This window comes from Paenibacillus tianmuensis (genome assembly GCF_900100345.1).
GTDB lineage: Bacteria > Bacillota > Bacilli > Paenibacillales > NBRC-103111 > Paenibacillus_G > Paenibacillus_G tianmuensis.
Window position 1 is genome coordinate 1 of the sequence record NZ_FMTT01000009.1, and the last position, 19729, is coordinate 19729.

Below are 19729 nucleotides of genomic sequence, written 5' to 3' on the forward strand. Positions count from 1 at the left end.
ACTTCTTCTAATTTTTGTGCGTTTTCCATCTTCATTCCCTGCCTGTCTGTTCATGTTTCATTACTTATTCGACAAGTAGGTATGAATTTCCTTACCATAGATTTCTAAGGTCTTTAGTTCAACTTATATAGTATAAACAAGACAATACCGTTCTGTTTAACGAGATATCGGAGGGATGAGGATGAACGAACGAGAAAAGCGTTCGCTATTATTGGTCGGCGCGGGAATCGCTTCTCTTTTTATCGCAATGGGTGTCGGGCGGTTCGCATATACGCCGATTCTTCCGCTAATGCTGAAGCAGCAGCTGTTTACAGAGGCGGGCGCGGGCGCGCTGGCATCGTCGAATTATGCGGGTTACTTGGCCGGCGCGATTATGACCGCCTTGAGAGCCCGAAAGGAGAGCAGATTAAGCAGGCTGAAGCTCGCGCTCGTCGTCAGCGTGGCGATGACGGCATGGATGGGGGTCGCGGATAACTATGCGTTGTGGCTTGCGCTGCGCTTCGTCTCCGGCTTCGCAAGCGCCGTGATCTTCGTCTACGTTTCCGGATTGGTTATGGACGGATTGGCGGGGCTGTCGAAGTCTCATCATGCGGTGGGGCTCTTTTACAGCGGCGTTGGCCTTGGCATTACCGCGACCGGCTTTGCGGTTCCGTGGCTGGATGTGCAGTACGGCTGGCGCGGCACGTGGCTTGGCATGGCGCTTGTATGCGCCGTTTTGCTGGCGCTGGCGTGGACGAAACTCCGGGAACCGACGGATTCAGCGGCTACGGGGGCCCGTACCGGTTCATCCGTCCCCGAGGACCGCAGCTCGCTGACAAGCTTCAAAATCCGGCTGTTGATCGTCTACGGGCTGGAAGGGCTCGGCTACATTGTAACCGGTACGTTTCTGGTCGCTTACGTGCAGCAGCTTCCGGCGATGCAGTCTTTTTCAGCCTGGATCTGGATGTTGGTCGGCGCGACGGCCATTCCTTCCTGCTGGCTGTGGTCCCTGCTCGCGGGCCGGCTCGGCAGCAGGTCGGCTTTATTCGCGGCCTTGGCGCTCCAAGCGGCCGGGATCGCGCTTCCCGTCGTTTATCCGGCCTGGCCGGGCGTACTGCTGGGAGCCGTGTTGTTCGGCTTGACGTTCATGGGCGTCACGACGCTGACCATCTCGTGGACGCGGCAGCGGATGCCGGCCGATGCCGGAAGATTTGTCGGCGTTCTCACCGCCGTTTACGGCGCCGGGCAGGTGATCGGTCCGATTGTTGCAGGCTGGATGGTATCGGGCACAGGGAACTACCAAGGGGCGCTAATCGGCGCAGCCTCGATCGTGTGCGCCGGAGCGCTCGCCACGATCTTTCCAGCCGGACGGAAAGGCGCTTTCGCAAAGACAGCCCGAACGTCGGGAGCCAAACGGTAACATGTACCATTTGATCATCGGATTCTCAGCGAATCTCCGGGAACGAGCCGTTAAACGGGACATCGTCAGCCGGGGAACCGCGGGGAATCCGGTCTTTTTTTGCTGCGAAACAAAAAAGTCCCTTTCACGTATAATTGAACGACATAAGTCGGCTGGTCAAGGCTAAAAACTTCTATGTACCTCGAAGTCAAAATTTGATATGCTGATAGAATTGTGTCCCGGGCTGCAACATTTCGCCCCACGCACTCGTTTATAAGGTTGCAAGAGAGGGGGATCCCAGTGGTAGCGCCTGAAGTTATCAAGGCTGCCCAGTCGGGCGATCGCGACGCTCTAATTACCCTATTGCGCGAAATTGAAAACCACGTCTACCGTACCGCTTATTACATTTTGAACAATGAGCAGGATGCGATGGACGCGGCTCAGGAAGCGTTAATCCGAATTTATACAAAGATCAACTCCTACGAAGAAAAGGCACAGTTTAAAACGTGGGTGCAGCGCATCGTGACCAACTTGTGCATCGATAAATTCCGCCGGGCCAAGCCTACGGTTTCGATCGAGCAGCACGATTTGAGCTTTACCGACCATAAAACGGTGGAAGACGAAGTGATGTCTACGTATATTGCTCAGGACATCCGAGATGCAATTTACAAGCTCCCCGAGCACCATCGGTCCGTTGTGGTGCTTCGATACTTGCAGGATTTTTCCTATAATGAAATAGCGGAATCGCTTGATTTGCCGATTAACACGGTGAAATCTTATTTGTTCCGGGCAAGACAGCAGCTCCAAACCATCCTGAGGGAGTACAAAAAGCCAAGCGGAGACGCGGTTCGAGGGTAAGTGGGCAGCATGAAGAGGATATACGAATCGTTACGGAAAGGTAGTGTACGGGGATGATGTGTCAAGAGGTGATCGAACTGATGCAGAGACACCTGGACCGGGATCTCGATGAAACGGAGTACGGCCGGATGCTTCAGCATCTGCAGCAGTGTCCGGATTGCACGGGATTGTTCGAACGTCTTGTTAATTTATCGAACGAGCTGGAGTGCTTGCCCAAGGTAACGCCGCCATTTAGCTTGGTCGACGCCATATTGCCGAAGCTGGAACAGCTTGAGGCGGCAGGAACCGCACCGGATGCCGCTTCCGGAAAGATAGAGCGCGAGACGGAAGCGCTGCGGGCAGCGGCCGCCGCCGATCCGTCGGACGAACGTCCAGCCTGGGGAAGCTGGCGTAAAAATGTGCGGGAATGGATTTCCTTCCCCGTGTTCGGCGGCGTCGTAGCGGTCGGGCTCGTGCTTGGATTTTTCCTGTTCCAGAGCCAGCAGTCCAATCCCGAGTCGGATGCGGGAAGATTGCTGCTCTCGATGACGGATAAGAAAGCGGAAAGCGAGGGTCTGCCGGCGGCTGGCCAAGCGACTGAAGCGGTAAAAAGCAAGCCAGCGGCGCAGACGGGAGGCAAGGCGGAGCAGTCTCTTCCCGCTGGCGGCTCCGATAACAAAGCGGCCTCCCAGGAGCACAAGCCCCAAAATTCATCGGCAGGAAGCGGCGACACCAACAAAGAAGTTTCTGTTCAATCGAGAAGCTCCGATGCAGCGGATGCGGACCGTAGCACAAGTCAAACGGCCGTACCGCGGCAGCAGACGCCCGGAGGCAAGACGGTGGAAACGGAGCAGCTCGTTCGGGAGAAGCAGCCGAAGGCTCCGGTAGAGAAACGCTTTAGTGCAGCGGTGCCTTCTCAGCAGCCTGCGTCTCCTCCGGGAGAGGACAAAGGGATTTCTCCAGAGAATGGCAATCACGAGCAAGCTAAGGGCTTCATCGCCTCGGAGCCGTCCCAGCCTTCGGAAGAAGCGGTAGCCTCTGAGTCGGCTGACACGGGCGAAGGAGCGACGGACAATCAGCCGCGGCCGGAAAGCACCGCTAAGAAGAATGGTGGCTCGTCTATGGGCATTTCCGCGAAGCCGGACTCGAAGCCCGCAGTTCACGAGCTTGCATCCCCGGACGAGAAGTATAAGGCATCGGTCCGGGAAGAGAAAATCGTTATTGTTGACAAAGACGGCAAAGAAGTGTATGCGTCCGGCTACAATTGGAAGGGTGCGGATCGCATCGACCTTGTGGAATGGTCCGGCGATGGGAAATTGACGTACCGGGTCATGATGGCCGAACAGTCCAAGACGTTCATCATCGACCTCAAAGCCAAGACCGAAACGGAAGTCAAGCCGAGCAAGCCATAACCGAAATCGGATTTTCAACAAATTCATGAAAGTTTAACATATTGGTAAAGGGAACTGTTGCACCCCACGGCGTCCATTCACGTATATATACAATAGATGAAGACGGAAGACGATTCACGTCGTATGACCATCTGCCAGCCGGTTTCTAGAGCCTGCCGGCAGGTGTTTATATAGATGCGTTTCGGACAAAGGGATTAGGTCGGGCCTTAGGGCTTTGACGTAATCCCTTTGTTGTTGGTATCATGAAGGACGTAAGCAGAGCGGGAAGGAACGGTGGGCAGCACAATGGATTACAAAACGGCGATGAGGCACATCAACAAGGGGCAGTTTAAACCCGTATATATAGCCTATGGGGCGGAAAGCTATTTGATTCAGGAGCTGATTGCCCGGCTGACGGACAAGCTGATCGAGCCGGAGCATAAAGCGTTTGCCGTTTCGCGGTACGATCTGACGGAGACGCCGGTCGGTGTCGTCATCGAGGAGGCGGAAACGCTGCCTTTTATGGTACCGAGCAAGCTGGTCGTCGCGACGAATGCGCTTTTTCTGACAGGCGCCAAGGAAAGCGGCAAAGTGGAGCATTCACTCGAACGGCTTGCGAACTATTTGAAAGACCCGGCGGATTTCTCCATCATCGTCTTTACGGTCGAGGCGGACAAGCTGGACGAGCGCAAAAAGATCGTCAAGGCGCTGAAGGAAGCCGATGCGCTCGTCCCGTGCGCTATGCTGTCTGCAGACGAACTGACGGGATGGGTCAATCAGGAAGCGGGGAAAGCCGGGTTTTCGTTCGGTCCCGGGGTTGCGGAGCAGCTCATTCAGTACACGGGCACCAGCCTTCAGGCGCTCGTAAAGGAAGTGGAGAAATGCGCCCTCTACGTCGGTCAGGGCGGGACGCTTCAAGCCGAAGATTTGGAGCAGCTCGTCACGAGGAGCATCGAGCAGAACATCTTTCTGCTGATTGAGCATATTGTTCAGGTCAAGCTGGATCAGGCATTTACGATGCTGAGCGAGCTCATCCGCCGCAAGGAGGAGCCGATCAAAATTGTGATGCTGATCGCCCGGCAGTTCCGAATCATGTTCCAAGTGAAGGATTTAATGCAGCAGGGCTATTCACAGCAGCAAATCGCCGGTCAGCTCGGTCTCCATCCGTACGGCGTGAAGGTTGCGGCCGGTCAGGCGAACAAGTTTGAATTGAACCAGCTTGCTGACATTTTGCGGCAGCTGGCGGATCTCGATTACCGGATGAAGAGCGGGAAAATCGACAAGGTGCTGGGCTTGGAAATGTTTCTGCTGCGGCTGGCATCTTGAGGATATAATTGGAGAGCATGATCGTTCCGGGAAGGGACGGCATGCTCTTTTACTTAACAAAACTCAAGTCTTTATTATCATATAATCGAATTACTTTGTGTTGATATAACTGCAGCTTGGATTCAAAGCTTACTCTGTTGCTTTCAAAATCCCGCGTCCATTTATACATCATCTTTAACATCGTAAGATCCGATTTATAATGGCACTTTTCAATCCCCAGCTTTTGCTTAAGAAACCGGGTAACTATTCGGATTCTGCGTTTCCATAGCGGCGTATCGAGAAAAATAATGGTGTCCGCCATGTCAAATAAACATTGATACGATTCCCGGTCCGTTCCTTCGAATATCCAAGCTCCGTTTTTATCGATATCCATAATAACCTCGACCTGCTCATCCGCTGTACGTTTATACCGCCTGGTCGGCGTTTGATGATGAACGATATCATCCAACTCATACCAAGGGACATTCATCTTTTGGGATAACCGCTTTGCCAAGGTTGTCTTACCGCTAGCTACAATGCCAATGATAAGGACCTTTTTCATATGATCTCCTTATTGTAAATAAAAAAGACCGACAGGACGAATGGCCTGAAGGTCTTTCTTTATGCGTGTATGTTGTTGACAACGGGTACAGAAACAAAGTCTCGTACCTGCTGCAACGCCGCTAGAAGTACCTTACGATTGTGCGGAAAGCACGTTAAGTCTTTTCGCGAGGCGGGACTTTTTGCGGGCAGCGGCATTTTTATGGATTAATCCTTTGGTCACTGCTTTGTCCAACTTTTTGCTGGCAGCGATCAGAGCGGCTTTAGCCGTTTCCACGTTGGTGCCTGCGATTGCAGTTTCAGCTGTTTTTACAGCCGTGCGGAGCGCGGATTTGTGCGAAGCGTTGCGAAGACGGCGCTTCTCGCTTACTTTCACGCGTTTAATCGCGGATTTAATGTTTGGCATGACGTTCACCTCCTACCACAACTTGCAAAAAAACATAGATCATGTTTTGTTGACAACTCTAGATATTCTAACATGGGCGATATGAAAATGCAATAGAAACGCCGGACCGAGCCTGTAAAACTTTTGCATAACGAATTTGGCTTTTTCACACAATAACGTGGCGAGCCAGAATGAAAGGAGACGAGAGCATGGGATTGGATTTGAGCGCTTACTCCGTGCGGACGGATCTCGCCCTTGAGGCGCACGATTTGGCATCGGCCGGCGGAATGACGATACCGGGCATTGAGCGGACGCAGTACGAGGAGGAAGGCGTCCGGGTCAGCGTGATCGATATTACTTCCCAGGAGGGCTCCCAGGCGGTCGGGAAGCTTCCGGGTCATTATATAACCTTGGACGTGCCGGCGCTGCGTCAAAAAGACAGCGATCTGCAGGACCGGGTAGCCACGATATTCGCCCAGGAGTTCGAGAAATTTCTGCACAAGCTGAATATCGGGCCGAAGGCGAGCGTACTGATCATCGGACTCGGCAACTGGAACGTAACGCCCGATGCGCTGGGACCGATGGTCGTGGAGAACGTCATGGTGACCCGCCATTATTTCGAGCTGATGCCGGATCAGGTCAGTCCGGGCTATCGTCCGGTCAGCTCCGTGGCGCCGGGCGTGCTTGGGACGACCGGGATCGAAACGAGCCAAATCGTGGAGGGAATCGTGGAGCAGGCGAAGCCCGATCTGGTCATCGCCATCGACGCGCTTGCGTCCCGTTCGCTTGAGCGCGTCAACACAACGATCCAGATTGCGGATACGGGCATTCATCCCGGGTCGGGCATTGGCAACAAGCGCAGAGGCTTGACGCTGGATACGCTTGGAGTGCCTGTCATCGCCATCGGCGTGCCGACCGTCGTCTATGCGTCAACGATCGTGAACAATGCGTTCGACATGATGCATAACCATTTCCGAAAGCAGACGACGAACACCGGACATATTCTCGGTCTTCTCGACAATATGCAGGAGCAGGAGCGGCTGCAGTTGGTGAAGGAAGTGCTGAACCCGCTCGGCCACGATCTGCTCGTCACACCGAAGGAAATCGACCAGTTCATCGAAGACATCGCCAATATGATTGCCAGCGGGCTGAATGCCGCGCTGCATGAGGCGGTCGATAAGAGCAACGTGTCTGCGTATACGCATTAAGCCGAACGAACGTCCGGGCACGGCAGGATGACGATCCTCCGCCCCGGACGCTTTTGATTATGCCGGTAAATTTCCTTATGGCTATGATTTTCAGGTTCTATCTTCTAGCGCGGCTTCATAGAGTAGGTAATAGAGAAGCGGGAATTCTGGCGGTAATAAAAGCGTCGGAAGGTGCCTGCTCAGCCGAAGATGCACCAGAAGCCGAACAAGGAGGAATAGATCATGAAGTGGCCGGCCGTCACCGTCAATTTAAGCAAGTACCGGAAAATAGGACAAGCCATCGGCATGTACTCAAGGACGTTGACCATCCTGATGACAGGATGTCTGTTGTTTTTTATATCCATCGGATTGCTAGGGTATGTGCATTCGACCGTCTCGAACCCTTCCCCTTCCACGTCGATGAAGGGACTTGCAGCTTCCGTATCCAGCCGTTTTTTCATGGATATGATGGGGATGGAGGTGCCGGGTCTTCAACAGGACCGCAAGTCGTTTACGTTTTCGCAATCGAACGTGTCGGGCTTCCTGTTCTCGCTGTTCACCGATCTGAATCCGAAGGACCCGAAGACGCTCATTTCCCGGGAGGTGCCCGGACTATCGCAGGAGCGCTCTGTGCTGCTGAGCGGAGCCGACGGCTTCGTCGTCGATTCTCCCGAGGACTACGGCCCCAAATCGGACGTGTTCCAGCGCGGGGACCTGGGGGAAGCGGGTTCGATTACGGCTAATCCCGGAGCGAGATCGGTCGATGAAGGGAAGGTGCAGGGACCGGCCATCCCGCTGCCTGCGGCCGAAGGACCGAAAATGGCCGGCAAAAATGTCGCTTTCGTCTATCAATCGCACAATCAGGAATCGTATTTGCCGGAGCTGCCCGGCGTCAGAGATCCGGACAAGGCGTACGACCCGAAACGGAACGTAACGCTGGTCGGGCGGCGGCTCGCCCAAATGCTGGAAAAGGAAGGCATCGGTGCCGTGCACTCGGATAAAAACTATCCGGCTATCGAAAAAAGCTTCAACTATTACTACTCCTACAAATATTCGTTCAAAACGCTGGAAGAGGCCGTATCCGGGCATCCGGATTTGAAATTTTATTTTGACATTCACCGCGATTCGCAGCGCCGCGACAAGACGACGGCGACGATCAACGGAAAAAATTACGCGCAAATCTACTTTATCATCGGCGGCAAAAATCCGAATTGGAAGCAAAACTACCAGTTCGCCGAACAAATCGACCGGGTACTCGAAGCGAAGTATCCCGGCCTCTCCAAGGGGATTCATGCCAAAAACGGAGAAGGCAACGGCGTCTACAACCAGACCTTCTCCCCGAACAACGTGCTGATCGAAGTTGGCGGGGTGGACAACAGCCTGGAGGAATGCTATCGCACCGTGGATGCGTTGGCCAAGGCGGTTTCCGAAATAATCCTGAATGCGGAGAAGGTTGATGCGCCGGTTACGGACGGGAAAGACGGGAATAAGTAACAGCCGGTACCGGGCCCCCGGGGAGAAAGAGAGGAGAGCGCGGTGAGAGGAAATACGTTCGTCAAAGTCGGCGTCGTAGGATTGGCGATGGCCTTCTGCATCTTTTTCGGAGTCACGCTTGCCACGCAGGGAACCGAGCGGATTCACGGCCCGCTGACCAAGCCGCAGGCCGGGGCCGGGGAAGCGAAGCAGCACGCGTATACCGCCGCGCCAGCAGGGAAGCAGGCTGTCGCGCCTCCGGCCGGAGCGAATGCAGCGGGGCCGGTGCCCAAGCCGCATGCGCAGCGACCTGCGGAGGCCAAAGCAAAGCCGGCCATGCCGGAAGATCCGGCTGCGAACACGGGCATCAACCGTGTCGGGAACAAGACGGGAGAGCTGCTGCAGATTGCGGCGTATCACAGCATTCGTCTTGTCGTATCTCTATTTGAAGCGTTAAGTCCATAAGTGCCGTCTTCTGCAACGGGACGGACATGGAAGTTTTAGGGGTGTCCATTGATGCCCGCCGTCACAACTGCTATAATTAGAAGTATTGTAAATTTGCAGGTTAGTGAGGGTAAAGCTGCCGATGGATATCCAAGCCAGACAAAAGAAAATAAGAAATTTTTGTATCATCGCCCATATCGACCACGGGAAATCGACGCTTGCAGACCGCATCCTCGAATATACCGGCGCGCTAACGTCGCGTGAAATGCAGGACCAGGTGCTCGACCAGATGGATCTGGAGCGCGAGCGGGGCATCACGATCAAGCTGCAGGCGGTGCGTCTAAACTACCGGGCCGACGATGGTGAAGATTATATATTGAATTTGATCGATACGCCGGGACACGTCGACTTTACGTACGAGGTTTCCCGCAGTCTTGCCGCCTGTGAAGGCGCGCTGCTCGTCGTGGACGCGGCGCAGGGGATTGAAGCGCAGACGCTCGCCAACGTCTACTTGGCTTTGGACAACAATCTGGAAATTTTGCCGGTCATCAACAAAATCGACCTCCCAAGCGCGGAGCCGGAACGGGTGAAGCAGGAGGTCGAGGACGTGATCGGGCTTGATGCAAGCGATGCGGTGCTGGCTTCCGCCAAAGCCGGAATCGGCATTAAGGAAATTCTCGAGCAGGTCGTACAGAAGGTTCCCGCACCGACAGGCAATCCGGACAACCCGCTCAAGGCGCTCATTTTCGACTCGCACTACGACCCGTACAAGGGCGTTATCGTGTACGTCCGTGTTCTCGACGGCTCGATCAAAGCGGGCTCGAAAATCAAATTCATGGCGACGGACAAAGCGTTCGAGGTCATCGAGGTCGGCGCATTCAAGCCGCGCATGGGCTCGGTTCCTTCGCTGGAGGTCGGCGATGTCGGCTTCGTCGTCGCGGGGATCAAGAACGTCGGCGACACCCGGGTCGGGGATACGGTAACGGACGCCAAAAATCCGACGCTCGAGCCGCTGCCGGGCTACCGCAAAATCAACCCGATGGTATTCTGCGGGCTGTATCCGATCGAAACGAGCGATTACAACGATCTGCGTGAAGCGCTGGAGAAGCTGCAATTGAACGACGCGTCGCTCAGCTTCGAGCCGGAGACGTCCACGGCGCTCGGCTTCGGCTTCCGCTGCGGATTTTTGGGGCTGCTCCACATGGAGATCATTCAGGAGCGGATCGAGCGCGAATTCAACATTCCGCTGATTACGACCGCGCCGAGCGTGGTGTTCCGCGTGACGCAGACGAACGGTACAGTGCTGAACATCGAGAACCCGTCGCTGTTCCCGGAGCCGGGTAAAATCGACTTCGTTGAGGAGCCTTACGTCAAGGCGTCCGTCATCGTCCCGAACGATTATGTCGGCGCCATCATGGAGCTGTGCCAATCCAAGCGCGGCGAATATATCAATATGGAATATCTCGACACGACCCGCGTGACGCTCACTTACGATATTCCGCTGTCGGAGATCGTCTACGACTTCTTCGACCAATTGAAATCGAGCACCAAAGGCTACGCTTCGTTCGATTATGAACTGTCGGGCTACAAGCATTCCAATCTGGTGAAAATGGACATTCTGCTGAACGGGGAGCAGGTGGATGCGCTCTCGTTCATCGTGCACCGCGATCGGGCGTTCCACCGCGGCCGCATCATTTGTGAGAAGCTGAAGGAGCTCATTCCACGCCAAATGTTCGAGGTGCCGGTACAGGCGGCGATCGGCCAGAAGGTCGTCGCGCGCGAGACGGTGAAGGCGATGCGTAAGAACGTCCTCGCCAAATGCTATGGCGGCGACATTTCGCGGAAGCGTAAGCTGCTGGAGAAGCAGAAGGAAGGCAAAAAGCGCATGAAGCAGGTCGGCAGCGTGGAAGTGCCGCAGGAAGCGTTTATGGCCGTATTGAAGATCGACGATAACTAAGAAAAAAGCAGGCAGGTGCTTCGGAGTTCCGAACGCCTGCTTTTGCCATTAGGGGGAACCTAAATGCTGCAGCGAACCCAGACACCCCAAGCGGTGTATATTCATATCCCTTTTTGCACGAACAAATGCCACTACTGTGATTTCAATTCCTACGTGCTGAAAGGCCAGCCCGTCATGGATTACTTGGATGCGCTTGAGCGCGAAATGGAACGGACGGTGCAGGCGGTCCCGCCGGGGGAGATCGAGACGATCTTCGTCGGGGGCGGAACGCCGACGGTATTGACGCCGGAGCAGATGGAACTGTTTTTGCGCCGCGTCCGCGCTTATTTCCCGGACTGGTCGCCGCAGTTGGAATTTACGATGGAGGCGAATCCGGGCACAACCGACCTGGAGAAGCTTCAAGCCATGAAAGAAGGTGGCGTCAACCGGATCAGTTTCGGGGTGCAGTCGTTTGATAACGGACTGCTCGAAGGCATCGGGCGCATCCACAATACCGATGACGTGTACCGGAGCTTGGAGAACGCGCGGAAGGCCGGATTTACGAATCTGTCCATCGATCTGATGTTCGGGCTTCCGAAGCAGACCAAGGCAGTGATGGAAGCGACGCTGAAGGAAGCGCTCGCGCTGGATCTGCCGCACTACTCGATCTATAGCTTAAAGGTAGAAGAGAATACGTTGTTCCACACGCTCTATGAGCGCGGACAGCTGCCGCTGCCCGAAGAAGATGAGGAAATCGGCATGTTTCTGCTGATCATGGAGCGGCTGCGCTCGGCCGGCTACGGCCAGTATGAAATCAGCAACTTCGCCAGACCCGGGCACGAGAGCCGGCATAACGCGATGTACTGGCGCAATCAGAGCTATTACGGCCTTGGAGCCGGGGCTCACGGTTATGTCCACGGTCAGCGGCACGTGAATATTAAAGGCGTACAGCCTTATATCGACGCGACGCGCAGCGGGCTGCCGCTGCTGGAGAAGAACGCGGTGGAAGTTCATGAAGCGATGGAAGATTTCATGATGGTCGGGCTGCGGATGCTCGGCGGCGTGCGCAAGGCGGATTTTAACGAGCAGTTCGGCATGGAGCTGGACGACGTGTTCGGACACGTGCTCCAGCGGCAATGCAGCCTCGGGTTGCTGGAGGCGAGCGCCGAGGGCTACAAGCTGAGTGAGCGCGGCGTGCTGCTCGGAAACGAAGTGTTCGGCGAATTTTTGGGAGCCATAAAAAATACGTCAAAAATAGGTTGATCCTTTATACGTCTTGTTGTATATTTATTCATATCATTTTCTCCATGAGATATTACTAGGCGATAGGTGGGAACCGCTATGACGACGACCTTGACCTGCAGAAAAGCGACCGCGCAGGACATTGACACATTATACGACATTATTCAAGGCTATGCTGAACAAGGAATTATGCTCCCGCGTACCAAGGAGACGCTGTCTGTGCAGCTCGATACGTTCGTCGTAGCGGAGATTGATGGTCAGCTTGTAGGCTGCGGCTCGCTCACAAGACTCGGGCAGGATCTGGTCGAGATCCGGTCGCTCGGTGTTTCAGACGGATACAAAGGTCAAGGCATTGGCAAGGCGCTCGTCAACTCGCTGCTGCACGAAGCGAAGAAGCAGGGCATTCCGAAAGTGATGGCGCTGACCTACGAGGTGGCGTTCTTCGAAAGAAACGGCTTTGCCGTTGTCGAGAAGGATATCTTCCCCGAGAAGGTATGGCGCGACTGCATCCACTGCAAAAAGCAGCATTGCTGCGACGAAATCGCCGTCTTGAAACGGCTCGACTGACTTGACACAGACCCTATGGGTCTGTTATTTTTGTATTAGCTTAGCACTCACTAACACGGAGTGCTAACGAAAGAGCGGTTTGAATGTTAAGATACAAGGCGAGCGAGGTATGCCCTGGTTTATTTCTTTTAAATATATTTGTTTTTCGGTAAAAAGCTTTTGACGGAGGAAAGAACTGCAGTCGGAGAGTCTACGTGCCGCCTTTGAACTCGGGTTCTTACCGACAGGTAAGTTCAATTGGAACCCGAGTTCAACAGCGGCCGGAGGCTGCAGTTCCTTTCACGCAGTCAATTCCCTTTTCTCCCGAAAAACCTCCAAAGCAAGGGGGACTTGGTGTGCTAACCGAACGACAACGTCATATTTTAAGCGCCATCGTCGATGATTACATCCGTTCTGCGGAGCCGGTCGGCTCCCGCAGCATATCCAAGCGCGGCAACGTGGGATTCAGCCCCGCCACCATCCGCAACGAAATGTCCGACCTGGAGGAAATGGGCTTTCTGGAGCAGCCGCACACGTCGGCTGGCCGGATTCCTTCCCACAAGGGCTACCGATATTACGTCGATCATCTGATGCATTATATCCAGCTTCCTGTTCAGGATGTCGACATGCTCAAGCAGTTTTTTTCCGAAAAAATGCAGGAGATGGAACGTACCATCCAGCATGTGGCGCAAATTTTGTCTCAACTGACGAACTATACGTCCATCGTCATGGGACCGGAGATGCTGGGCACGACGATGAAGCATTTGCAAATCGTTCCGCTCAACGAGCGGACGGCTGTCGCGATTATCGTGACCAATACCGGACAGGTGGAGAACAAGACCGTCACGATTCCCGAAGGCGTTCCGATGTCGGAGATCGAGAAGTTCGTCAACCTGCTCAATGCCCGGCTCAAAAACGTGCCGTTGCTTCATTTCAAGTCGAAGCTGTACACGGAGATCGCCTCGGAGCTGAGCAGCTACGTCTCCGGTTACGAAGAGCTGCTGCTCATGCTGGATCATGTGATGGACCGCGGAGAGGAAGAGCGGATTTTCCTTGGCGGCACGACGAACATGCTGACGCAGCCCGAGTTCAAGGATGTCGATAAAGTAAAAAGCATTCTGGACTTGCTCGCCGAAGGGCCAAAGCTGGTGCAGCTGTTTGACGGAACCGGCGAAACGAACGGGATACAGGTGCGGATCGGCAGCGAGAACAAGCTGGAAGCCGTGAACGATTGCAGTCTGATCACCGCTTCGTATTCGATAGACGGGCAACTGCTCGGGACGATCGGCATCCTTGGACCGACGCGGATGGATTACGGTAAAGTCATCAAGCTGCTCGAGCATTTGACGAAAGATTTGAATCAGTTGATGGGGCGTTGGTACAAATGAGCCAAATCAAGCCGACAGGCCAGGAAGGCGAAGAGGCGTTTGCCACGCTGCGGAACAACGCGAATGCGATCCGCGCCATTTGCTCCGCGGTGGAAGGGACCCTCGGACCGAAGGGGCTCGATACGATGCTGGTCGGGACGCAGGGGGAAGTCGTCATTACGAATGACGGCGTGACTATTTTGGAAAAGATGGACGTCACCCACCCCGCCGCGAGATTGCTCATTCAAGTCGCCCGTTCCCAGCAGCATCAAGTCGGGGACGGCACGACGACGGCTACCGTGCTGGCTGGCGCATTGGTCGCCGAAGGCGTGGCGCAGGTCACGCGGGGCGTACCGGTGGCGAAGGTCGTCCGCGGGGTGCAGGACGGCGTGGCCGCGGCGCTGGAGTCGCTGGCCCGCCGGGCGCGCCCGCTGGAAGGAATGAGCGATCCTCTGCTGTACCGGATCGCGTACGTTGCCGGGCGGGAGCACGCCGACCTCGCCAAGCTGATTGTCGAAGGAGCGAAGCGTCTCGGCCCGGCGAAGCTGCGGGAGCCGCACTTCCGCTTCTCCGACGTCGTGATGTCGCACGGAAAAGCGGCGAACGAAGTGTGGCCAGGCCTGTTGATTAACAAAAAGCCGGCCAATGCCCAGCTTGATTTTCCTCCGGATACGGCGCAGGTGCTGCTGTTCCAGGATGCGTTCGAGCCGGAGACGGTCGATGAAGAAGCGCTCATGACCGATGCAGGCTTCCACAAGCAGACGCAGCTGCGGGAGCAGTTCCGCGCCCTCTTGGAGAAGCTCGTCGAGCTGCGCGTCGGCTTCGTGGCCTCGGAACGGGGCGTCGACCCCGATGCGGAGCAGTTTTGCACCGACCATGGGATCATGGTGCTGCAGCGCCTGCCGCGGGCGGAGCTGCGCCGCATCGCCGAATACACCGGTGCGCGGCCGATCCGCCGCAGCGGATTGCGCAAGCCCGCCTCGGAGCTGGCGGGCTATCTCGGCTTCGCCGGGCACGTCGCTTATGACGAGCGGCTGGAGAGCGTGCGGATGGCCGAAGGCAAAGGCCGTACGCAAGTATCCATCGTCGTGGGCGCCAGCACGAGCGAGGTGGTCGGCGAGCGGCTGCGCATCGCCCGCGACGCGGCTTCAAGCGTGCAGGCCGCGCTGCGCGGCGGCTGCCTGCCCGGCGGCGGGGCGTCCGAAATGGCCGTCGCCCACGAGCTTGACCGCCACCGGGAGACGGTGCAGGGCATGGAAGGCTTCGGCATTGCCGCCGTCGCACAGGCGCTGCGCAAGCCGCTGGCCCAAATCGTCGTGAACGCGGGCTACAACCCTCTGGAGAAAGTCGAAGAGGTGAAAGCGGCGCAGATCGCTTCCAGCAACGATGCGCTCGGTATCGACTGCGATACCGGAAGCGTCGCGGATATGATGGCCGCCGGCGTCGTCGACCCGGCGGAGGTGAAGCTGCATGCGCTGCGGGCTGCCGGCGAGGTGGCATGCGCGGTTCTTCGCATCCACACGGTCATTAAGATGCGCCCGCGCACGGAAGAGTAGGGCCCAAGCATGCCGAGCGTTTCCCGGCCGCGAGGGATGGTTACAATAAGTAGAGATAGAGAGGCCGGACGGCAGATTCGGTTAAGGAGGTGACACAATTGAACGCGGAACAAAAAGATCAAGCGAACGGACGCCCGGAGACGGACGTCGAAACCAAGGAGCAAGAAGCCGGAGCTACATATGACGCCGGAGCATCGGCCGAAGGCGCTGCCGACACAGAACAGGCAACCAGCCAATCGGAGGCTCAGGAGGCAGTCCATCCGGAAGTGGAAGAGCTCAAAAAACAAGCGGAGGAAAATCACCAGCGTTTTTTGAGGGCGCAGGCTGATTTTGACAACTTCAGACGCCGCACGCAAAAGGAAAAAGAAGAGTTTGCCAAATACGCTTCGTTCAAGCTGATCGAGCAGCTGCTTCCGGTGGTCGACAACTTCGACCGGGCGCTTGCCGTCAGCAAGGACAGCAGCGATTACGAAGCTTTGGCGAAAGGGATCGATATGATTTTCCGCCAGCTGGAGCAAGTGCTGACGAGCGAAGGCTTGCAAAAGATGGAAGCGGTAGGTCAACCTTTCAATCCCGAGTACCATCAAGCCATCATGCAGGTGGAATCCGATGAGTACGAGGAAGGCATCGTCGCGGAAGAAGTGCAAAAAGGCTACCTGCTGAAAGATAAAGTCATCCGACCTGCAATGGTCAAAGTGAGCTCATAAAGCATAAATTATGAACGCGATAAGCGTATACCCATACAAAGCACAGCGAAATTAAGGAGGCTAACCCTCATGAGTAAAGTAATCGGTATCGACCTTGGGACGACGAACTCCTGCGTAGCCGTCATGGAGGGCGGCGAGGCCGTCGTTATCCCGAATCCGGAAGGCAACCGTACGACTCCTTCCGTCGTAGGCTTCAAGAAAGACGGCGAGCGCGTCGTCGGCGAAACGGCGAAGCGCCAAGCCATTACGAACCCTGACCGTACGATCATCTCCATCAAGCGTCATATGGGGACAAACCACAAAGAAGTAATCGACGGCAAAGAGTTCACGCCGCAAGAAATTTCGGCGATCATTCTGCAAAAGCTGAAAGCCGATGCGGAAGCTTACCTCGGCCAGCCGGTCACCCAAGCCGTTATTACCGTTCCGGCCTATTTCAACGACAGCCAACGTCAAGCGACGAAGGACGCAGGTAAAATTGCGGGCCTCGAAGTGCTGCGGATCGTGAACGAGCCGACGGCAGCCGCTCTCGCGTACGGGATGGAGAAAAGCGAAGACCAAACGATTCTCGTATACGACCTTGGCGGCGGTACGTTCGACGTCTCCATTCTGGAGCTTGGCGACGGCTTCTTCGAAGTTAAAGCGACCAGCGGGGACAACCGTCTGGGCGGCGACGATTTCGACCAAGTGGTCATCGACCACCTCGTGGCTGAGTTCAAAAAAGAGCAAGGCATTGATTTGAGCAAAGACAAAGCGGCCGTTCAACGTCTGAAAGACGCTGCCGAAAAAGCGAAAAAAGAGCTGTCCGGCGTTATGACGACGACAATCTCCCTTCCGTTTATTACGGTTGTGGACGGCGTGCCGCAGCACTTGGAGATGAACCTGACCCGCGCCAAATTCGAAGAGCTTTCTGCTGAGTTGGTGGAAAGAACGCTGGGACCGACTCGTCAAGCTCTGAGCGATGCGGGCCTTAGCGCGAACCAAATCGACAAAATCGTATTGGTCGGCGGTTCCACGCGGATTCCGGCCGTTCAAGAAGCCGTGAAACGGCTGACGGGCAAAGAGCCGCACAAAGGCGTTAACCCGGACGAAGTCGTCGCGCTCGGCGCTGCCGTGCAAGCGGGCGTACTGACGGGCGACGTTAAAGACGTCGTGCTGCTCGATGTGACTCCGCTGTCCTTGGGGATCGAAACCGCAGGCGGCGTATTTACAAAAATGATCGACCGCAACACGACGATTCCGACAACGAAATCGCAGGTGTTCTCCACTTACGCGGACAACCAGCCGAGCGTGGAAATCCACGTTCTGCAAGGGGAGCGCGCGATGGCGGCCGACAACAAAACGCTGGGCCGCTTCATCTTAGGCGATATTCCGCTCGCGCCGCGCGGCGTGCCGCAAGTCGAAGTTACGTTCGACATCGATGCCAACGGTATCGTCAACGTTAGCGCACTGGATAAAGGCACAGGCAAAAGCCAAAAAATTACGATCACGTCTTCCAGCGGTCTGTCCGATGAGGAAGTTGACCGCATGATGAAGGACGCGGAATCGCATGCCGACGAAGACCGCAAGCGCAAGGACATTGTTGAAACCCGCAACCAGGCGGATCAGCTCGTTTATTCCGTTGACAAGACGATTAAAGATCTGGGCGACAAAGTCGATCAGGCTGAAATCGACAAGGCGAACGCGGCGAAAGACAAAGTGAAAAAAGCGCTTGAAGGCGACAACCTTTTCGAGATCAAAACAGCGACCGAGGAGCTGACGCAGATCGTTCAGCAGCTTTCCACGAAGCTGTACGAACAGACGGCGCAGCAGGCTCAAGCGGCCGGCGGCGCAGATGCCGAAGGCGCGCAAGGCGCGGCCAAAGGCAAAGACAACGTGGTAGACGCGGATTACGAAGTGGTCGACGAGAAGAAGAAGTAATAACCCTTGCGGTTAGCAGGAAGTCAAAGCCGGCATTCGGCTTTGACTTTCCGTTTGTCGCCCGGGGAGTGGGAGTGGAACGATGAGTAAACGCGATTACTATGAAGTGCTTGGCGTAGGCAAAGACGCTTCCCAAGAGGATATCAAGAAAGCTTACCGTAAGCTCGCCCGCCAATACCACCCGGACGTGAACAAGGCGGACGATGCGGAGGCCAAGTTCAAAGAATCGAAGGAAGCGTACGACGTGCTGAGCGACGATCAGAAGAAAGCGCAGTACGACCGCTTCGGCCATGTTGACCCGAATCAGGGCATGGGCGGTGGCTTTAACGGCGCCGACTTCGGCGGATTTGGCGATATTTTCGACATGTTCTTCGGCGGCGGCCAGCGGCGCAACCCGAACGCGCCGCAGCGGGGCAGCGACCTGCAATATACGCTGACCGTCGAATTCAAGGAAGCGGTATTCGGCAAAAAAACCGAAATCAATATTCCTCGCACGGAAACGTGCGATACGTGTCACGGCAGCGGCGCGAAGCCGGGAACGAAGCCTGAAACGTGCGGCGTCTGTCACGGGTCGGGGCAGCAGGAAGTCGTACAAAATACGGCTTTCGGGCGAATCGTCAACCGCCGGGTGTGTTCCGCTTGTCAAGGACAGGGAAGAACCGTCAAAGACAAATGCGGAACGTGCCATGGCTCGGGGAAAATCAAGAAGCAGCGCACGATCAGCCTGAACATTCCGGCGGGCGTGGACGATGGGGCACAGCTTCGCGTAACGGGAGAAGGCGAAGCAGGGACGCGGGGAGGTCCTCCGGGAGACCTGTACGTCGTGATTCGCGTCAAATCGCATGAATTTTTCGAGCGGGAAGGCGACGACATTTATTGCGAAGTGCCTCTGACGTTCGCGCAAGCGGCGCTTGGGGACGAAATCGAAATTCCGACGCTGACCGAGAAAGTGAAGCTGAAAATTCCGGCCGGTACGCAGACGGATACGTATTTCCGTCTGAAAGGCAAAGGCGTTCCGCGGCTTCGCGGGTACGGTCAAGGCGATCAGCACGTGAAGGTGGTCGTCGTCACGCCAACCAACATGAACGACGAGCAGCGGGAGCTGCTGCGCGAATTCGCACGGCTCAGCGGTGAGCATACGCACGAGCAAAATGAATCGATTTTCGACCGGATGAAAAAGGCCTTTTTAGGCGAATAAGCAGTTCAACAGGCATACGCAGGCACGGCGGCGATTTTTTTTCGCTGCTGTGCTTTTTTGCATATTTTCCGTTCCATTGGCGGATAATACAGGAGGTGGTTATCCAAACCGAATGTACAACGTGAAGGAGGATACAGACATGAGCGAAAATGAACGTCAGGCCAATCAAGCGAATCGGCAGCTTCCCATCGCCAAAAACGAAGACGTCGAATTTGCTTCCGAATTGGCGGATCAAGCGGACGTCGAAGCGCGCGAGCGTGCGGCGGATGCCGATGAGAGACAACAAGGGCAAGCGTAGG

At 55.7% G+C, this 19729-nt stretch carries 18 protein-coding genes; 16 read left to right on the plus strand and 2 right to left on the minus strand.

Annotation, left to right across the window (positions count from 1 at the left end; translation table 11 throughout):
• The first annotated feature begins 181 nt into the window (after positions 1-181).
• The 4 genes from BLO51_RS08310 (at position 182) to holA (ending at position 4932) form a co-directional block, all read left to right on the plus strand.
• Positions 182-1399, plus strand: coding sequence for a YbfB/YjiJ family MFS transporter (locus BLO51_RS08310; protein ID WP_167670138.1), 1218 nt, complete (start codon positions 182-184; stop codon positions 1397-1399).
• A 279-nt stretch (positions 1400-1678) separates the two neighbouring features.
• On the plus strand, positions 1679-2236 hold the full coding sequence (locus BLO51_RS08315) for an RNA polymerase sigma factor (protein ID WP_090669665.1): 558 nt from the start codon (positions 1679-1681) through the stop codon (positions 2234-2236).
• Between the two features lie 53 nt (positions 2237-2289).
• The gene (locus BLO51_RS08320) at positions 2290-3627 is read left to right on the plus strand and encodes a zf-HC2 domain-containing protein (protein WP_090669668.1); all 1338 of its coding nucleotides are present in this window, start codon (positions 2290-2292) and stop codon (positions 3625-3627) included.
• 285 nt (positions 3628-3912) lie between these two features.
• The gene (gene holA / locus BLO51_RS08325; RefSeq protein ID WP_090669670.1) at positions 3913-4932 is read left to right on the plus strand and encodes a DNA polymerase III subunit delta; all 1020 of its coding nucleotides are present in this window, start codon (positions 3913-3915) and stop codon (positions 4930-4932) included.
• A 49-nt stretch (positions 4933-4981) separates the two neighbouring features.
• Here holA and BLO51_RS08330 read toward each other — a convergent pair whose 3' ends face one another.
• Both BLO51_RS08330 and rpsT read right to left on the minus strand, forming a co-directional pair.
• Positions 4982-5473 carry a EutP/PduV family microcompartment system protein gene (locus BLO51_RS08330; protein WP_090669673.1) on the minus strand — a complete coding sequence of 164 codons (492 nt, stop codon included), beginning with the start codon at positions 5471-5473 and terminating at the stop codon, positions 4982-4984.
• Positions 5474-5605: 132 nt separating this feature from the next.
• Positions 5606-5878 (minus strand): 30S ribosomal protein S20, encoded by a 273-nt coding sequence (rpsT, locus tag BLO51_RS08335; RefSeq protein WP_090669676.1) that lies wholly within the window; start codon positions 5876-5878, stop codon positions 5606-5608.
• Between the two features lie 188 nt (positions 5879-6066).
• On the opposite strand from rpsT, the gene gpr reads away from it, so the two are divergent.
• The 12 genes from gpr to BLO51_RS08395 all read left to right on the plus strand — a co-directional run bounded on the left by gpr (position 6067) and on the right by BLO51_RS08395 (position 19728).
• Positions 6067-7065, plus strand: a complete 999-nt coding sequence (gpr, locus tag BLO51_RS08340; RefSeq protein WP_090669679.1) for a GPR endopeptidase — start codon at positions 6067-6069, stop codon at positions 7063-7065.
• Positions 7066-7287: 222 nt separating this feature from the next.
• Positions 7288-8538, plus strand: coding sequence for a stage II sporulation protein P (spoIIP, locus tag BLO51_RS08345; RefSeq protein WP_174551215.1), 1251 nt, complete (start codon positions 7288-7290; stop codon positions 8536-8538).
• A gap of 42 nt (positions 8539-8580) precedes the next feature.
• On the plus strand, positions 8581-8982 hold the full coding sequence (locus BLO51_RS08350) for a hypothetical protein (RefSeq protein ID WP_090669684.1): 402 nt from the start codon (positions 8581-8583) through the stop codon (positions 8980-8982).
• A 121-nt stretch (positions 8983-9103) separates the two neighbouring features.
• Positions 9104-10918 carry a translation elongation factor 4 gene (gene lepA / locus BLO51_RS08355; protein WP_090669686.1) on the plus strand — a complete coding sequence of 605 codons (1815 nt, stop codon included), beginning with the start codon at positions 9104-9106 and terminating at the stop codon, positions 10916-10918.
• Positions 10919-10981: 63 nt separating this feature from the next.
• Entirely contained in the window at positions 10982-12160 is a 1179-nt protein-coding gene (gene hemW, locus BLO51_RS08360; RefSeq protein WP_090669688.1) for a radical SAM family heme chaperone HemW, read from the plus strand.
• Positions 12161-12238: 78 nt separating this feature from the next.
• On the plus strand, positions 12239-12706 hold the full coding sequence (locus BLO51_RS08365; RefSeq protein ID WP_090669690.1) for an N-acetyltransferase: 468 nt from the start codon (positions 12239-12241) through the stop codon (positions 12704-12706).
• Between the two features lie 335 nt (positions 12707-13041).
• Positions 13042-14073 (plus strand): heat-inducible transcriptional repressor HrcA, encoded by a 1032-nt coding sequence (gene hrcA, locus BLO51_RS08370; protein WP_090669692.1) that lies wholly within the window; start codon positions 13042-13044, stop codon positions 14071-14073.
• A complete protein-coding gene (locus tag BLO51_RS08375; protein ID WP_090669697.1) occupies positions 14070-15608 on the plus strand; it encodes a TCP-1/cpn60 chaperonin family protein in 1539 nt (512 codons plus the stop codon). The genes hrcA and BLO51_RS08375 overlap by 4 nt, the downstream gene beginning before the upstream one ends.
• Before the next feature lie 98 nt (positions 15609-15706).
• Positions 15707-16315: a nucleotide exchange factor GrpE gene (gene grpE, locus BLO51_RS08380; protein WP_090669700.1), complete on the plus strand. Its 609-nt coding sequence runs from the start codon at positions 15707-15709 to the stop codon at positions 16313-16315.
• Between the two features lie 69 nt (positions 16316-16384).
• Positions 16385-18232, plus strand: a complete 1848-nt coding sequence (gene dnaK, locus BLO51_RS08385) for a molecular chaperone DnaK (protein WP_090669703.1) — start codon at positions 16385-16387, stop codon at positions 18230-18232.
• Between the two features lie 82 nt (positions 18233-18314).
• The gene (gene dnaJ, locus BLO51_RS08390; RefSeq protein ID WP_090669706.1) at positions 18315-19430 is read left to right on the plus strand and encodes a molecular chaperone DnaJ; all 1116 of its coding nucleotides are present in this window, start codon (positions 18315-18317) and stop codon (positions 19428-19430) included.
• A gap of 139 nt (positions 19431-19569) precedes the next feature.
• Positions 19570-19728, plus strand: a complete 159-nt coding sequence (locus BLO51_RS08395; RefSeq protein WP_090670055.1) for a YfhD family protein — start codon at positions 19570-19572, stop codon at positions 19726-19728.
• Position 19729 lies beyond the last annotated feature (1 nt).

Excerpts from the sequence above, each read along its gene's own strand:
- BLO51_RS08375 (WP_090669697.1), top strand. The coding sequence starts at position 14,070 with ATGAGCCAAATCAAGCCGACAGGCCAGGAAGGCGAAGAGGCGTTTGCC.
- BLO51_RS08310 (WP_167670138.1), top strand. The coding sequence starts at position 182 with ATGAACGAACGAGAAAAGCGTTCGCTATTATTGGTCGGCGCGGGAATC.
- dnaJ (WP_090669706.1), top strand. The coding sequence starts at position 18,315 with ATGAGTAAACGCGATTACTATGAAGTGCTTGGCGTAGGCAAAGACGCT.
- hemW (WP_090669688.1), top strand. The coding sequence starts at position 10,982 with ATGCTGCAGCGAACCCAGACACCCCAAGCGGTGTATATTCATATCCCT.
- rpsT (WP_090669676.1), bottom strand. The coding sequence starts at position 5,878 with ATGCCAAACATTAAATCCGCGATTAAACGCGTGAAAGTAAGCGAGAAG.
- lepA (WP_090669686.1), top strand. The coding sequence starts at position 9,104 with ATGGATATCCAAGCCAGACAAAAGAAAATAAGAAATTTTTGTATCATC.
- BLO51_RS08330 (WP_090669673.1), bottom strand. The coding sequence starts at position 5,473 with ATGAAAAAGGTCCTTATCATTGGCATTGTAGCTAGCGGTAAGACAACC.
- BLO51_RS08395 (WP_090670055.1), top strand. The coding sequence starts at position 19,570 with ATGAGCGAAAATGAACGTCAGGCCAATCAAGCGAATCGGCAGCTTCCC.
- holA (WP_090669670.1), top strand. The coding sequence starts at position 3,913 with ATGGATTACAAAACGGCGATGAGGCACATCAACAAGGGGCAGTTTAAA.
- gpr (WP_090669679.1), top strand. The coding sequence starts at position 6,067 with ATGGGATTGGATTTGAGCGCTTACTCCGTGCGGACGGATCTCGCCCTT.
- BLO51_RS08320 (WP_090669668.1), top strand. The coding sequence starts at position 2,290 with ATGATGTGTCAAGAGGTGATCGAACTGATGCAGAGACACCTGGACCGG.
- spoIIP (WP_174551215.1), top strand. The coding sequence starts at position 7,288 with ATGAAGTGGCCGGCCGTCACCGTCAATTTAAGCAAGTACCGGAAAATA.
- dnaK (WP_090669703.1), top strand. The coding sequence starts at position 16,385 with ATGAGTAAAGTAATCGGTATCGACCTTGGGACGACGAACTCCTGCGTA.
- BLO51_RS08365 (WP_090669690.1), top strand. The coding sequence starts at position 12,239 with ATGACGACGACCTTGACCTGCAGAAAAGCGACCGCGCAGGACATTGAC.